Annotated in this window: 18 protein-coding genes; 11 read left to right on the top strand and 7 right to left on the bottom strand. The window is 45.8% G+C overall.

What is annotated here, in order from left to right:
* Positions 1–11 precede the first annotated feature (11 nt).
* From atpC to E4V70_RS04145, 11 genes are all read left to right on the top strand, one after another.
* The gene (gene atpC / locus E4V70_RS04195) at positions 12–401 is read left to right on the top strand and encodes an ATP synthase F1 subunit epsilon (RefSeq protein WP_002952434.1); all 390 of its coding nucleotides are present in this window, start codon (positions 12–14) and stop codon (positions 399–401) included.
* Positions 402–517: 116 nt separating this feature from the next.
* A complete protein-coding gene (locus tag E4V70_RS04190) occupies positions 518–982 on the top strand; it encodes a MotA/TolQ/ExbB proton channel family protein (protein WP_338120590.1) in 465 nt (154 codons plus the stop codon).
* Positions 979–1,371 carry a biopolymer transporter ExbD gene (locus E4V70_RS04185; RefSeq protein ID WP_002952432.1) on the top strand — a complete coding sequence of 131 codons (393 nt, stop codon included), beginning with the start codon at positions 979–981 and terminating at the stop codon, positions 1,369–1,371. Before E4V70_RS04190 ends, E4V70_RS04185 begins: the two co-directional genes overlap by 4 nt.
* Entirely contained in the window at positions 1,364–2,194 is an 831-nt protein-coding gene (locus tag E4V70_RS04180; protein ID WP_122863279.1) for a TonB C-terminal domain-containing protein, read from the top strand. The genes E4V70_RS04185 and E4V70_RS04180 overlap by 8 nt, the downstream gene beginning before the upstream one ends.
* A 10-nt stretch (positions 2,195–2,204) precedes the next feature.
* Positions 2,205–3,479, top strand: coding sequence for a Tol-Pal system protein TolB (tolB, locus tag E4V70_RS04175; protein WP_122863280.1), 1,275 nt, complete (start codon positions 2,205–2,207; stop codon positions 3,477–3,479).
* Positions 3,480–3,532: 53 nt separating this feature from the next.
* A complete protein-coding gene (locus tag E4V70_RS04170; protein ID WP_039895131.1) occupies positions 3,533–4,051 on the top strand; it encodes an OmpA family protein in 519 nt (172 codons plus the stop codon).
* Between the two features lie 8 nt (positions 4,052–4,059).
* The gene (locus E4V70_RS04165) at positions 4,060–4,956 is read left to right on the top strand and encodes a tetratricopeptide repeat protein (RefSeq protein WP_122863281.1); all 897 of its coding nucleotides are present in this window, start codon (positions 4,060–4,062) and stop codon (positions 4,954–4,956) included.
* Between the two features lie 59 nt (positions 4,957–5,015).
* Entirely contained in the window at positions 5,016–5,627 is a 612-nt protein-coding gene (locus E4V70_RS04160) for an FKBP-type peptidyl-prolyl cis-trans isomerase (protein ID WP_122863282.1), read from the top strand.
* A 10-nt stretch (positions 5,628–5,637) separates the two neighbouring features.
* Entirely contained in the window at positions 5,638–6,558 is a 921-nt protein-coding gene (gene fabD, locus E4V70_RS04155) for an ACP S-malonyltransferase (protein WP_122863283.1), read from the top strand.
* Positions 6,555–7,238 (top strand): 5'-methylthioadenosine/adenosylhomocysteine nucleosidase, encoded by a 684-nt coding sequence (locus E4V70_RS04150; protein ID WP_122863284.1) that lies wholly within the window; start codon positions 6,555–6,557, stop codon positions 7,236–7,238. The genes fabD and E4V70_RS04150 overlap by 4 nt, the downstream gene beginning before the upstream one ends.
* A complete protein-coding gene (locus tag E4V70_RS04145; protein ID WP_122863285.1) occupies positions 7,235–8,002 on the top strand; it encodes a tRNA 2-thiocytidine biosynthesis TtcA family protein in 768 nt (255 codons plus the stop codon). The genes E4V70_RS04150 and E4V70_RS04145 overlap by 4 nt, the downstream gene beginning before the upstream one ends.
* 101 nt (positions 8,003–8,103) lie before the next feature.
* On the opposite strand, the gene E4V70_RS04140 is transcribed toward E4V70_RS04145, so the two are convergent.
* From E4V70_RS04140 to accD, 7 genes are all read right to left on the bottom strand, one after another.
* Positions 8,104–9,288, bottom strand: coding sequence for an ankyrin repeat domain-containing protein (locus E4V70_RS04140; RefSeq protein WP_122863286.1), 1,185 nt, complete (start codon positions 9,286–9,288; stop codon positions 8,104–8,106).
* 190 nt (positions 9,289–9,478) lie between these two features.
* Complete coding sequence (gene recO, locus E4V70_RS04135) at positions 9,479–10,093, bottom strand: recombination protein RecO (RefSeq protein ID WP_122863287.1); 615 nt, start codon at positions 10,091–10,093, stop codon at positions 9,479–9,481.
* A 2-nt stretch (positions 10,094–10,095) separates the two neighbouring features.
* The gene (locus E4V70_RS04130; protein WP_163026483.1) at positions 10,096–11,013 is read right to left on the bottom strand and encodes a tRNA dihydrouridine synthase; all 918 of its coding nucleotides are present in this window, start codon (positions 11,011–11,013) and stop codon (positions 10,096–10,098) included.
* Positions 11,010–12,047, bottom strand: a complete 1,038-nt coding sequence (locus E4V70_RS04125; protein ID WP_122863289.1) for a fatty-acid--CoA ligase — start codon at positions 12,045–12,047, stop codon at positions 11,010–11,012. Before E4V70_RS04125 ends, E4V70_RS04130 begins: the two co-directional genes overlap by 4 nt.
* A gap of 9 nt (positions 12,048–12,056) precedes the next feature.
* The gene (dksA, locus tag E4V70_RS04120; protein ID WP_122863290.1) at positions 12,057–12,410 is read right to left on the bottom strand and encodes an RNA polymerase-binding protein DksA; all 354 of its coding nucleotides are present in this window, start codon (positions 12,408–12,410) and stop codon (positions 12,057–12,059) included.
* Between the two features lie 9 nt (positions 12,411–12,419).
* Entirely contained in the window at positions 12,420–12,875 is a 456-nt protein-coding gene (locus E4V70_RS04115) for a 23S rRNA (pseudouridine(1915)-N(3))-methyltransferase RlmH (RefSeq protein WP_002947511.1), read from the bottom strand.
* A gap of 2 nt (positions 12,876–12,877) precedes the next feature.
* Positions 12,878–13,771: an acetyl-CoA carboxylase, carboxyltransferase subunit beta gene (gene accD / locus E4V70_RS04110; RefSeq protein ID WP_122863291.1), complete on the bottom strand. Its 894-nt coding sequence runs from the start codon at positions 13,769–13,771 to the stop codon at positions 12,878–12,880.
* Between the last annotated feature and the right edge of the window lie 20 nt (positions 13,772–13,791).

Raw genomic sequence — 13,791 nt, 5'->3', positions numbered from 1 at the left:
AGGAAAAAGTAATGAATAAATTACATTTAGAAATCGTTACGCCTGAGGGTTTAGTGTTTTCAAACGATATCAAAAGCGTAGTTTTGCCGGGTAGCGAGGGGGAGTTTGGGGTTTTACCCGGACATGCCTCGCTTATATCGCTTTTAAAAGCCGGCGTTATAGACATCGAGAGCGAAGATAAAAGCCATGATGCCGTCGCGATAAACTGGGGATATGCCGAGATAAACGAGGGCAAGGCGACCATCCTTGCCGACGGCGCCGTTCACGTGTCGGGAAATTCCGAGAGCGAGATAGCAAATTCATTGCAAAAGGCTAAGGATTTGATCGCTAGCATGAGCAGCGAGAATAACGCTATGGCCGCTGCCGTAGCAAAACTAGATAGTATGGCTCGGACAAGATAGTGGCTGGGCTTGATATCTTTTTGAACTACTTATCAAGAAGTAGTTTTATTACTATATTCGTACTTAGTTGGCTCTCTTTTTATTTCATAATAAGCCTTACCATACTTTTATCCCGTATGGCGGGGCTTGGCTCATGGCAAAAAAAAGAGCAAAATGCGCTTGAGTCGCTACTAATGGGCGGCTCTAAGTATACTCTAAACGACTCGGTTTTAAAAAGATTTGTAAGTGGCTCCGTATCTAAAGAAAAGCTTTCGGTCGCCGTTAGTATTTCGGAGAGAAATGCGACTAGCGGTATCACTTGGCTTAGTATTATCGCTTCCACCTCGCCTTTCATCGGACTTTTCGGTACGGTTGTATCCATCTTGGAGACATTTTCTCAGCTCGGTCAAGGCGGAGGAAATGCTTCGCTAGGCGTTATCGCTCCAGCTATCAGCGAGGCTCTAGTGGCTACCGGAGCGGGCATATTCGTAGCGATTCCTGCTTATACGTTTAGCTTGCTTATCAAACGAAAAGCTTATGAGCTCATGGGCGTCATCAGGCGCGAAGTCGATATCCTCGTAACGCTTAAAGAAGATCAATGATAAATCTCGACGAAACTCCGGAGCTAAACATAACTCCGCTCGTGGATATCATGCTTGTTTTGCTGGCGATTCTTATGGTTACGACGCCTACTATCGTTTACGAGGAGCAAATTTTGCTACCGGACGGCTCAAAAACTAAAACATCCTCGGCTCAAAGAAAAGATCTGACTGTTATCGTTGATGCTACAAAAAAGGTTAGGATCGACCAAAACACTATGGATCTACGTGAACTTCCCGACAACATCGTGCTTATCGGAGCAAAATACGATAAAAATTCGCCCGTTTATATTAAGGCTGACAAAAGCCTCATATATGACGATGTGATGTTTGTTTTAAAGAGCGTAAAAAACGCAGGCTTTACAAAGGTAGCGCTTCAGACTAATGGATAAATTTGATCTCAAATTTAACACTTCCGGCTATTTCCTACTATCGGCTTTTCTTTATCTTTGTATCATAAGCGGTATTTTTATTAAGCTTACCTATTTTAAGGAAGAGCCGAAAAAGTATACCGATACTAAAGATGCTTTTATGGATATCATGATAGTTGAGCGCGAGCCCGACATCACCGTAAAAGCACCCGAGCCTAAAAAAGAGGTCGTAAAAGAAGAAAAGCCCCAGCCTGTAAAAAAAGAGGAAGAGGTTAAAAAAGAAGAACCTAAACCGGACACCACAAACAAGCCGCCTGAACCCGATCCCGTACCGCCAGAGCCTGAAGAAAAAAGGGTTGAAGAGCCAAATTTAAAGGATCTATTCGGCAGTATCGATACCTCTAAGCTAAAAGAGGACAAGGTTGCGAAAAAAAAAGAACAACCAAAAGAGCAGAGTCGCAAAAAGCCGGAAAAATTCCAGATAACAAGCCAGCAAAAAAAGGCTAGCGACGTGATAAATGCGCTTACCTTAGATCAGGTTGCTAAAACTCCAAAGTCGCAAATGACTGGCGAATACAATGAATATTTCGGCACGATCAGCAGAATTTTGCAGAGTAAATGGAGTGCTTATAAAGCCGATTCTAGCGATGAGGCGGAGGTTGAGATTATTATCGACATTGACGGATCGTTTAGTTACGATATAAAAAAGTTATCGTATAATAGCGAATTTAACGACAAAGTTAGGGATTTCTTACAAAGTATGACTTTCGAGAAATTTCCGCCGCCTACCCAGATAGGCAGAGCTGTTAGGCTCGGAACCAAACTAGAAGATAAACTAGAATAACGGAGGAAAAATGAAGAAAATTTTACTTTTTCTTGCTTTTGCCAGTTGGCTTTTTGCCGTTGATGCAACCATTTCGGTCATCAACAAAGGCTTAGCCCTACCAAAAATCGTGCTCCAAGATGCCACAACGGCCGTCGGCGATCAGGCTTTTAAGAGCAAATTTCATAAAATCATGTTAGGCGACCTGAAGGTCAGTTCTGATTTTGAGGTCGTGGACGAATATATCGCCAGTAGCTATGAAGGCGACTCGAATACGAACGTGATGAGTGAAAAAGGTGCGCAGCTTATATTTAGATACGCGCTTGAGGGCTCTGCAAACTCGCCTCTAACCCTCAGGGTTAAGCTAATTAATGCAAAAACGGCAACCACTCAGTATGAGAAAATTTACAATATGAACGACGGGGCAAAGTATCCGTTTATCGCACACAAAGCGATAGTTGAGCTCATTAACGAGCTAAAAATGCCGCCTGTAAACTGGATGGAGAAATTTATCATCTTTGCCAAAGGAACGGGCTCTAAGCAAAGCGAGATCGTTATAGCCGACTACACTTTGACCTACCAAAAAGTACTTGTTCGCGGCGGTTTGAATATATTTCCTAAATGGGTAGGAGCTGATCAGAGCGCGTTTTACTACTCTGATTACAGCGGTAAAAACTTAGTTCTTTATAGATACGATGTTGCGAGCGGCCAAAAAACTAAAATTTTAGATAGCAAGGGAGGTATGCTTATAGCCTCTGACGTTAGTCAAAGCGGAGATAAAATTTTGTTAACTATGGCCCCACAAGATCAGCCTGATATCTATATATATGATCTAAATTCAAAAAGGCTTTCTCAGGTAACCAACTATAGCGGTATAGATGTTAACGGCAACTTTGTCGACGGCGATAGACGTGTAGTTTTTGTTTCCGATAGACTCGGCTATCCTAACGTATTCGCGCAAAACGTCGATGGAAGCGGTTTTGAGCAGTTGGTCTATCACGGCAAAAATAACAACTCCGTTAGTACCTATCAAAACTATATAGTTTATTCTAGTAGAGAAGACGGCAAGAGTAGCTTTGGAACGAGAGATTTTAACATTTACATGATCTCTACGCAGACTGATTACATCAGACAGCTTACCGCAAGCGGTAAAAATTTATACCCTAGATTTTCTAGCGACGGGCAAAGCGTAGTGTTTATAAAAGAGCTTGGAGGACAGAGTTCACTTGGTATAATTCGCGTAAATGAGAACAAAAGTTTCCAATTTCCGTTAAAAATCGGCAAAATTCAGTCGATTGATTGGTAATATTTAGTAAATTTTATGATATAATCACGTTAAATTTCTATAAAAGGATGAAAATGAAAAAAGTAGTTTTAACTTCTGCTGCTATTGCGGCTTTATTGTTGAGCGGTTGTAGCTCTAAAAACCCTGAAGTTGACATGAGCGCTGACGCTAATCAAAATATGGGTGGTATGAACTCAAGCGATAACATGATGAGTGATAGCGAGAGATTGCAACAATTAATCTCAAGCATCGAAGGTCAGGTTCAAACTGTATACTTCGACTTCGACAAATTTAACATCAAAGGCGACATGCAGTCTGCTATCAACACAAACGCAGGCCTATTTAATCAATCAGAGGCTCAAGCTCTTTCTGTAAAAGTAGAGGGTAACTGCGACGAGTGGGGTACAGATGAGTACAACTATGCACTTGGTCTAAAAAGAGCAAAAGCTGCTAAAGATGCTCTTGTAAAACAAGGCGTTGCTGCTGACAGAATCACAGTTGTAAGCTATGGCGAAAGCAATCCTGTTTGCACAGACAAAACAAAAGCTTGCGACGCTCAAAACAGACGTGCTGAATTCAAAGTTCTTCCATAATTAGATTTATGACGAATTTAAAAACTTTCGTGGCTCTTTTTATAGGAGCCACCCTCTCTTATTCCGCCTCTAATGAAATTTCGGTATTTGACGCTGGAAATTTGGATAGCTCTAGCCCATACGGTTTGACCGATAATGAAAAAACTTTTCTAAAAAACAAGCAAAGTGTAGAAAATTTAAGTAGAAATATGGGCGACGTTGAGTCAAATTTAAATGCCATGCAAGAGCGCCTAGAGGGCTTGCAAAGTGTACTAGACGGACTAAACTCAAGAATGTCTAGGATAGAAAAAAGACTAAACGATATCGAAGGAAATGACGGAAATTCTACCGCAAAAAGCGATTTTGATGATCTTAAAAAATACGTAGAAGAAAGCCGAAAAATACAAGAGGCAAACAATGCTAAAATCACCAAAGCCCTTAAAGATATGGGCGCTTTGATAGATAAGAGCAACGCCGCGCCTGCTACCACAAAAAAAAACGATGAAGACAAATCGGTAGCTAGCAGTCCAGCAGCTGCTGAGCCGCAAGCTCCGAAGACTGATTTTACCAAACAAAAAAATCAAGATGTGGCAAGCGAAGCTAAAAAGCTATTTGACGCAGGCAAGCTTGACGATGCAAAGGCTAGATACGAGTATCTTTTAAGCAAAGATCATAAGCCTGCGATGGCAAATTTTTATCTCGGCGAGATAGCGTATCAGCAAAAAGCTTACAACAACGCCATAAAATACTACCAGCAGAGCATTCAGCTGTACGACAAGGCCGACTATACGCCAAAGCTTCTTTATCACACCGCCATCAGCTTTGATAAGATAAAAGATACGGCGAGTGCGAATAAATTTTACAAAGCACTAAAACTAGGCTATCCCGACAGCAAAGAAGCCAAAGCCGCACCTACTCGAAACTAAAACTATATTTAATAAATTTAACGATATAATCACGTTATTTTCATAAATAGGAGAAAAACGTGAAAGAACAAGTTATAGCTATGTTTTATGAGCTAAAAGACGCAAAAACGGGCGAAATTTTAGAGTCCAATATGCAAGTAGGGCAGGAAATTTCTTTTTTAACGGGCCGCGGACATATCATCGAGAAACTAGAAGAAGAGGTCGCCAAACTAGAAAAGGGCGAAACAAAGGTTATAGTTATCCCGGCTGCTCAGGCTTGCGGCGAGTACGACTCTAGCGCCGTTCAGATGCTACCTAAGGAGCAGTTTGCAGGCATCGAGCTAAAAGAGGGCATGGAGCTTTTCGGTCAAGGCGAGCATGGCGAGAGCGTACGCGTGATAGTAAAATCTATCGGCGAGGACGACGTGACGGTTGATTTTAACCACCCTTACGCAGGCAAAGATTTAGAGTTTAAAGTTCAAATTTTCGACAAACGCGACGCTACGCCGGACGAGATAGCTACGGGCATGGTAGCCGGCGCTCACACATGCGGATGCGGCGGACACGATCACGACCATCATCACGGCGAGGGCGGTTGCTGCGGAGGCCACGGCCATCATGAGCACAAAGAAGGCGGTTGCTGCGGCGGACACGGTCATCATCACGATGACGGCGGATGCGGTTGCCACTAAGAGGACCTAGATGAGAGCGGCGTTTATATTCCCGGGACAAGGCTCGCAAAGCATCGGTATGGGTAAGGAAATTTACGAAAATTTCCGCCCGGCCGCCGAGCTTTTACAAAATGTAAGCGATAGCCTAAAAATCGACTTTTCAAATCTACTATTCAACGAAAACGACCTTATAAACAGGAGCGAATTTACCCAGCCGGCCATCGTTTTAAATTCACTTATGTGCTATCTAGCTCTAAAACAAAGCGTAAATTTAGAGCCTAGCTTTGCGCTTGGCCACTCTTTGGGCGAGTTTAGCGCGCTTGCGGTTAGCGGCGCGTTTGATTTTACGGGTGCGCTTAGGATCGTAAATTTGCGCGGTAAATTTATGCAAGAAGACTGCGCAGGCAAAGACGTAACGATGAGCGTTATTTTGGGTCTTAGCGACGAGACGGTTGAGCAAATTTGCAAAAACGCGCAAGCGGACGGTCATCAAATTTACGCCGCGAACTACAACTGCGACGGTCAGATAGTGATCGCGGGGCTAAAAGGCGACATCGCCAAATTTGAGTCAGCGTTTAAAGAAGCGGGCGCCAAGCGCGTATTGCCTCTAAACATGTCCGTCATTAGCCACTGCCCGCTTTTAAAGAGCGCTAGCGAGAAGCTAACGGCGCAGCTTGAGCCGGCACTAGCAGCTAAATTTGCCCCAGTCGTTTCAAACGCGTCTGCGAAGCCTTACGGCACGAAAGACGAAGCGCTAAATTTGCTAAAAGCCCAGCTCGTTAGCCCCGTTTTATACAAACAAAGCATCAAAAGCATCGAAAACGAGGTCGATATTTTCGTGGAGTTCGGCGGTAGCGTGCTAAAAGGCATCAACAAAAAAATCACCGAGAAGCCGACCTTTAGCGTAACTGATCTTAGCAGTCTTGAAGAGCTTTTAAAGGAGCTTAAATGATAGCGATCTTAGGCGCGATGCGCGAGGAGGTCGCTCCTCTGCTTGAGCGCATCAAGGACTACAAAGAAGTTAAGCACGCAAATAACGTATTTTACCTCGCAAATTTCGGCGGCAAAGAGCTTGTGATCGCCTACTCTAAGATCGGCAAGGTAAATGCCGCTCTTACCGCAAGCGCGATGATCGAGAAATTCGGTGCCGGCAAGCTACTTTTTACCGGCGTTGCAGGCGCGTTAAATCCAAATTTGAAAATCGGCGATATGCTTTATGCGACTAGTCTAGTGCAGCATGACGTCGATATCACGGCGTTTGGACACCCGCACGGCTACGTGCCCGAGACCAGTATCTTTATCAAAAGCGACGACGCACTAAACGCGTTAGCCTCTAGCGTCGCTGCCGAAAAAGGCATCGAGCTAAAAGGCGGCATCATAGCCACGGGCGATCAGTTTATCTGCGATAATGCGAAAAAAGAGTGGCTAAAAGCAACCTTCAAAGCCGATGCGGCCGAGATGGAGGGCGCTAGCGTGGCGCTAGTTTGCGAGAGCCTGGGCGTACCGTTTTTCGTGCTTCGCGCCATCAGCGACGAGGCGGGCGGCAGTGCGGAGTTTGACTTCGATAAATTTTTACAAGACTCAGCAAACGTCAGCGCGCAGTTCATGCTCGCGATGATCGAGCGGCTATGATAGAGCTTAGCAAGCGGCTGCTGCGCCAAGTCGGGCAGACCAACGCCAGATACCGCATGGTGCGCGGCGGGGATAAAATTTTGCTCGGTCTTAGCGGCGGCAAGGACAGCCTCGCGCTCGCGCACGTGTTAAAACACATGCAAAACGTTACGCCCGAAAAATTTGAGTTTAAGGCCGTGACGCTAAGCTACGGCATGGGCGAGGACTACGCATACCTCACGCACCACTGCGCCGAGCACGGCATCGAGCACGACGTGATCGATAGCTCGATCTTTGAGATATCTAAGGACAAGATCCGCAAAAATTCCAGCTTTTGTAGCTTTTTCTCGCGTATGAGACGCGGCTATCTCTACACCTACGCGCTCGAACACGGCTTTAACAAGCTCGCCATCGCCCACCACCTCGACGACGCGGTCGAGAGCTTTTTTATGAATTTTACTTATAACGGCGCGCTACGAACGCTTGCCCCCAAATACGTCGCGGCAAACGGGATCGAGGTTATCAGGCCGTTTATATTCGTGCGCGAGCGGCAGCTACGCGAAAACGCCGTGCGAAACGGGCTTACGGTTATCGGCGACGAGGCGTGTCCGGCGATGCGATTTGATATCAAGATGCCTCACGCTAGAGCCGAAACTAAGGAGCTTTTGGCAAATTTAGAAAAGCAAAATCCAAAGCTTTTCGTCTCGCTAAAGGCCGCATTTGAAAACATCCACAGCGATACGTTTTTCGCCGCTGGGGCGCAAAATTTGACCGACGAGGAGTGAGCACTCGTCAAATTTAGCTTAAATTTGACCGCTCTTTCGGTCAAATTTGACTTTTGCCGGTCGGCTATCTCCTTGCTCCTACTGCACCATATAGCGATCTGCTATCGTCGCTCTGCGGCATTTTTGCTCCTTCGTTTTTGTATTAGTTTATTAGATATTAATTTTTCTTTGTCTTGACTACTTATGTTGGCGTCGATATAGATTACTTTGGATGGATTATTTTTTAAGCCATCCCAAAAGTTTATCATATTTTTAAGTTTATTTTTTTCGTTTGCCCAGTACATAAATGTGCGAGTGTCGCCAAATGTCCCATCTTTATCTGGACAATACCGCTCTCCATTTTCTATAGACATACGTATCAATAAAGGTATGGTCTGATTTTTGTCTATTTCTTTTTTCCACGTATCAACGTGCCATCTATAACTTTTATAACACTTTTCATACGCCTCTTTTAGCTCCTCTTTAGTAGGTTGCCCCGAAACGTTGTTGTCTAGTAGCAAATTTAGCATAGGTTCGTAGTTTGGAATATGCGCCAAAATACCAAAACAGTCAAATTCCTCGTTTCTTTGTGCTTTAAATGTACACTCAGGTTTATATCCCAACTCAAAAAACATTTTTGAAATTTCTAGTAGATTATTAGCTATGACGTATGCGAAGGGATCTGATGCGCCCTTTGAGTCCGTATCGGGGAAATCAAAATTTATATGTATATCGTCTTTATCTATTACGATACTATCTATAAAATCATATAGCGCATAGTCTAAATATGATTGTATCCTTCCCGCCTCCTCAAGCCTTACTCCGCTATCAAGCAAGAGCTTAACGGTCTTTGTAGAGTTGTTTTCTATGGCGTAGGCTAGGGGCGAGAGCTTGTAGTTATCTTTCGCATGAGCGTTTGCGCCCACATCTATAAGCCTTTTTGCCGTGACTTCGTCATCGTAAAAGCTAGCGTACATCAGCGGTGTCGTGTTTGCCTTCATCTTTACGTCGGCGCTAAGTCCGTTTCTTGTCATAAAATTTAAAATCTTATCCGTATTTTTTAGCCTCAGCAAATTTCTTAAAGCGTTAAGGGTGGCGTTGTTCTCCTCGTATTTGTCTATATCCCAGTATCTAAAAGCAAAGTCGTCTATCTCCTCTTGCGTTACGTATTTAGCTAGCTCGGAGTTTGGGTCTATCTTGGTGTCCGGCGTGACGGTAAAATGCGTAGGGCGAGATAGCTTTTCGTAAATAAAATTTACGAAAATGACGAGGAAAAGAGCGGCAAAGCCGAGTGCGAATCTTTTCAAATTTATCCCTTAAATCAAATTTGCGAAATCTTAGCCAAAACCCGGTAAAGAGGCGGTAAATTTGATGAAATTTGAGCCGATAAATTTGGATATCGGGAGTAGGGCGCGGCGAGATCGGTCTGAATAAAATTTAAGAGGGTTAAATTTGAAAGCAAATTTGGGCGAGTCAAATTTGAAACGGTAAATTTGATCAAAGCCCCTGAAGCAAAACCGAGTAGAGCGCGTCTATCTCGTCATCATCAAGCAGCAGCGTAGAGTGCTCGCTAAAGAGCATTTTTATCTTTTCTATCGCAAAGCCCTTTTGCGCGGCGCAGTGCTCGTGAGCGGGCAGGAAGCTCCTGGCTATCGCAACGCTATCATCAATGGGCTCGTCGCAGATAAAGCAAAAAAGCTCGTCGTGCAGCCTGCCCTCGGCCTCTAAAATGCGCACGTAGCTCTCGATGAGTAGGCGTTTGGGAGCGCCTCTGTCAAAGCGCGAGGTGCAAAGCTCGAGCTCGCGAAAATACACCTCGTCTATCTGCTCGACGTCTCGCAGGTGCGCGTAGAGTAGGCGCATAAACTGCTGCCATACGAGTAGCCGCTCGCGCGATAGCAGCCAGCGGTAGCCTAGGTGCAGGACGCTGCGCAGGTGCGGGAGAAAGTTTTCGCCGCCTTCGAGCTCAAAGTCGATCTTGTAGCCTTGCAGGACGTTTGAGTGGCGCGCGCCGTAGAAGCGGTAGGATTTGACTAGCAGCGAGGGCGTGAGGATGTAGACAAGTAGGTCCTCGTCGCGCACTTTTTGCGTGTGCAGGATGTAGCCTTGCATGGTTAGAAAAAGGCTTGGATTTTTTGGCGCAGGGTTTCCGGCTCGGCGATATGGTTTATCTCGTCGCGAAAGGCGCTGGCGCCGTCTATGCCTTTGGAGTAGCGGTGTAGGTGCTTGCGAAATATCGCCGCTCCGTGCTCGCCGTAGTGCTCGATCATCGCGTCAAAATGCGCCAATATGATCGCCTTTTTCGTCACCGCATCGATGCCGCCGCCCGTCTTTATCTCGTGGAAAACCCACGGCTTGCCGATGCAGGCGCGTCCTATCATTAGCGCGTCGGCGTTGGTTAAATTTAGCGCCTGGGCCGCATTTTCGGGCGAGATGTCGCCGTTTGCGATGACGGGGATGGTTACTGCCTCTTTAGCTCGGCCGATCGCGGCGTAGTCTACCGCAGCCGTATAGCCGCCCGCTCTCGTGCGTCCGTGAAAAGCGATGTAGTCTGCTCCTGCGTCCTGCGCGGCGAGGGCTAAAATTTCGGGTATTTTCTCGTCAAAGCCCAGGCGTAGTTTGACGCTAGTCATTTGCTTATTTGAGGTTTTTTTGATAGTTTCTACGATGCGTTTTAGGTTCGAGATATCTTTTAGTAGCGCTGAACCCGCAGACTGTTTGACGACCTTTGGCACTGGGCAACCGCAGTTTAGATCGATGCCGTCGATGCCCTCGATACCGTTTAAAATCTCCACCGCTTTTTTGACGATGTCTGCGTCGCTGCCAGCGATCTGCACGATATAGGGCGTTTCAAGCGGAGATTTTTTGAGCATCTCAAGAGTTTTGCTACCCTCGTAAACCAGGGCGTTTGCGCTAATCATTTCGCTTACGGTCACGTCGCAGCCAAACTGCTTGACCACGCTTCTAAGCGGCAGATCCGAAAAGCCCGCAAGCGGAGCTAGAAAAAGCGGCTTTTTTGAAAAATCTATCAGCAATGCTCGTGCTTGAAAAATAGATCGGTCGGGACGTTTTTGCCGTTTTGTCTGAGATATAGCAGGGTGCGGAAATTTTGGTATTCGCAGGCTTCAAGGCCCGACAAAACTTCTTGCGCGCGCTCAAGCATCTCAAACTCGAACAGCAGATAGACATATGCTTCCTGCGCCTCTTGGCGTTCGTTTTTGAGGCGCTCGAATATGCCGATAATAGCGTCCGGAGTGATTTTGCTTTTTAGCGTCGCGGCGCTGATACCAAAGCTATCTTTTGAAATTTTATCCGAATTTAACAGCTCCAAAATCTCGTCGTTGCTCAAATTTATCTCGTCTTTGGCAAAGCGGGCGATAAGGATCATGATCTCTTTTTCGTCCAGATCGGGAGCAAATTTTTTGATATCGGCGAGCGAGCCTAAATTTATTAGCTTTTGCCTTGCTTCGCGGACTATTTCGCCCTGATCGCCCATAGGTTTTTTAAGCGTTTCTAGATAGTATCCGTCCAAATTTGCTATTTTGTTTAGCTCGTTTTTGATAAAGAGCGGATTGTCCTTAGGCAGCTTAAATTTCTTTAGGTCGGCGACTTCGCCGTTTTTGACCGTGCGCATTATGTCTAAGGCGTTTTGTAGCTCTTCGCCCTCGATATTTGCGTCTTTGTACCTATCCCACGGCGAGAGGATTCTAGCTATCTGGGACGGGATTTTATAAAAGTTCGTTTTAAAGTCTTTGTTCGTATCAAGGCCGAGTAAAATTTCTTTACCGAGCTCTCTGTAAAATTTCTCATCATGCGAAATTTTGCGTTTAAAGGCGTAAAATTTAAACCCGTGATAGGCCATGTGAAGCACGCAAAATAGCGTCAAAATCGCAGGCGGCAGTATCATCCAGACGGCGACGGGTAAATTTAACACATACTCTACATCGCTACCGAAAACGGCAAATTTAAGATGAAGCTCGTAAGAGCCGCCCTCGAAAAGATAAACGATCGCGCCGACTACGACCAGGTAAAGCACGGCGTAGACTATAAAACGTTTGATTTGCATGGCGTACCCCTATTTTGCGGTTTTTTCCACTATCTCACGGCAGGTGATGCAGTATTTTGCGTGCGGTTTGACGCGTAGACGCGCCAGCCCGATCTCCTCCTCGCACATCTCGCAGATGCCGTAGGTTTTATCGGCGATCTTTCGCAGCGAGACGTCGATCTCGGCTAGTTCTTGTCTTTGTTGAGCGCTGATTGATTGCTCGATGAGCTGATCGGCGTTTACGGAAGCGATATCAAACTCGTCGCTGACGCCGCTTTGGCGTAGTCCTGCCATCTCGTTTGACGAGTCTAAAATGTTTTTAGTTATCTGTGCTTTTCGCTCCAGTAAAAGTGCCTTAAACTGCTCCAAGTCGCTTTTGCGCATTTTGTTCCTTTATTTGTGATATGGGTGGTTAGCGTTTATGCAAAGAGCTCTGAAAATCTGCTCGTGAAGCATAAGCTTTGCTATCTTGTGCGCCATCGTCATGCGGCTTAGGCTGACGACTGCGTCCGTTTTTTGTTTAAAATTTTGACTAAGCCCGTAAGCTCCGCCGATAAAAAACGAAATTTGAGCCTTGTCCGAGATGAGTTTGGCAAACTCCTCGCTGTTAAATTCCCGACCCGCTTCGTCAAGCGCGACGCAAAAGCCGTTTAAATTCGGCTCATAAACCTCGTCGTAAGCTTTTAGCGCCTCGTCTCGCCCCTTGCTTTGGGCTTTGGCGATCTTGTCGTTAAAGATAACGACGTCTGAAATTTTGGCGAATTTCGACGACATCTTCGCGTACTCTTTGATCTCGTTTTCAAAATTTTCACGTTTTGACTTTTGGATGCAAAACACGGAAATTTCCAAATTTATTCCTCGTCGTCCAAATTTTGAGCGCTAGGCTGCTTGGCGGCGTAGGCCGGGTTGTTTGAGAGCAGCCTTATCATATCGCTTAAAAACTGCTTATGCTCTTTGCGCTCGACTATGGCGTCTATTAGGCCGTGCTCTAGCAAAAACTCCGATCTTTGAAAGCCCTCAGGCAGATCGGCTCCGATGGTTTGCTTGATAACGCGCTGTCCGGCAAATCCGATGAGAGCGCCGGGCTCTGCGATGATGACGTCGCCCAGCCAGGCAAAAGACGCGCTCACGCCGCCCATAGTAGGATCGGTTAAGACCGATATATAGGGCACCTTAGCCTCGTCAAGCAGCTTTAGCGCGGCAGAGGTCTTTGACATCTGCATCAGCGAAAACGTACTCTCCTGCATCCTCGCTCCGCCCGAAGCCGAAACGATAATGAGGGGCTGCTTTTTATCGAGCGATCTTTTTACGGCGCGCACGATCTTTTCGCCCTCGACCGAGCCTAAAGACCCGCCCATAAAGCTAAAATCAAAAACCGCTAGCTGCACGTTCATACCGTCGATCTTGGCTTCGCCGCAGATCACGGCCGAGCTTCTGCCGGTTTTTTCCTCGTTTTCGCTTATACGTTTTTTATAGGATTTTTTATCGACGAATTTGATCGGATCGACGGGCTTTAGCTTGGTGTCAAGCTCGACGAAACTGCCCTCGTCGCAGATCATCGCTATCCTCTTATCGGCGGCTAATCTCATGTGAAAACCGCACTTTGGACAGACGTTAAAATTTGCCTCGACCTCTTTGTAATACATCAGCGAGTGACAGCTGTCGCATTTGACCCAGTGCGCCGGAGCCTCGCTAGGAGCGGATTGTTGCTTTCTCGTTTTGGAAAAAATATCTAAAAAGCTCATGATTCCTACTTTTTAAAAAA

Origin of the sequence: Campylobacter showae (genome assembly GCF_900699785.1) — a bacterium.
Classification (GTDB): domain Bacteria; phylum Campylobacterota; class Campylobacteria; order Campylobacterales; family Campylobacteraceae; genus Campylobacter_A; species Campylobacter_A showae_D.
This window is presented reverse-complemented; position numbering and strand designations above follow the sequence as displayed.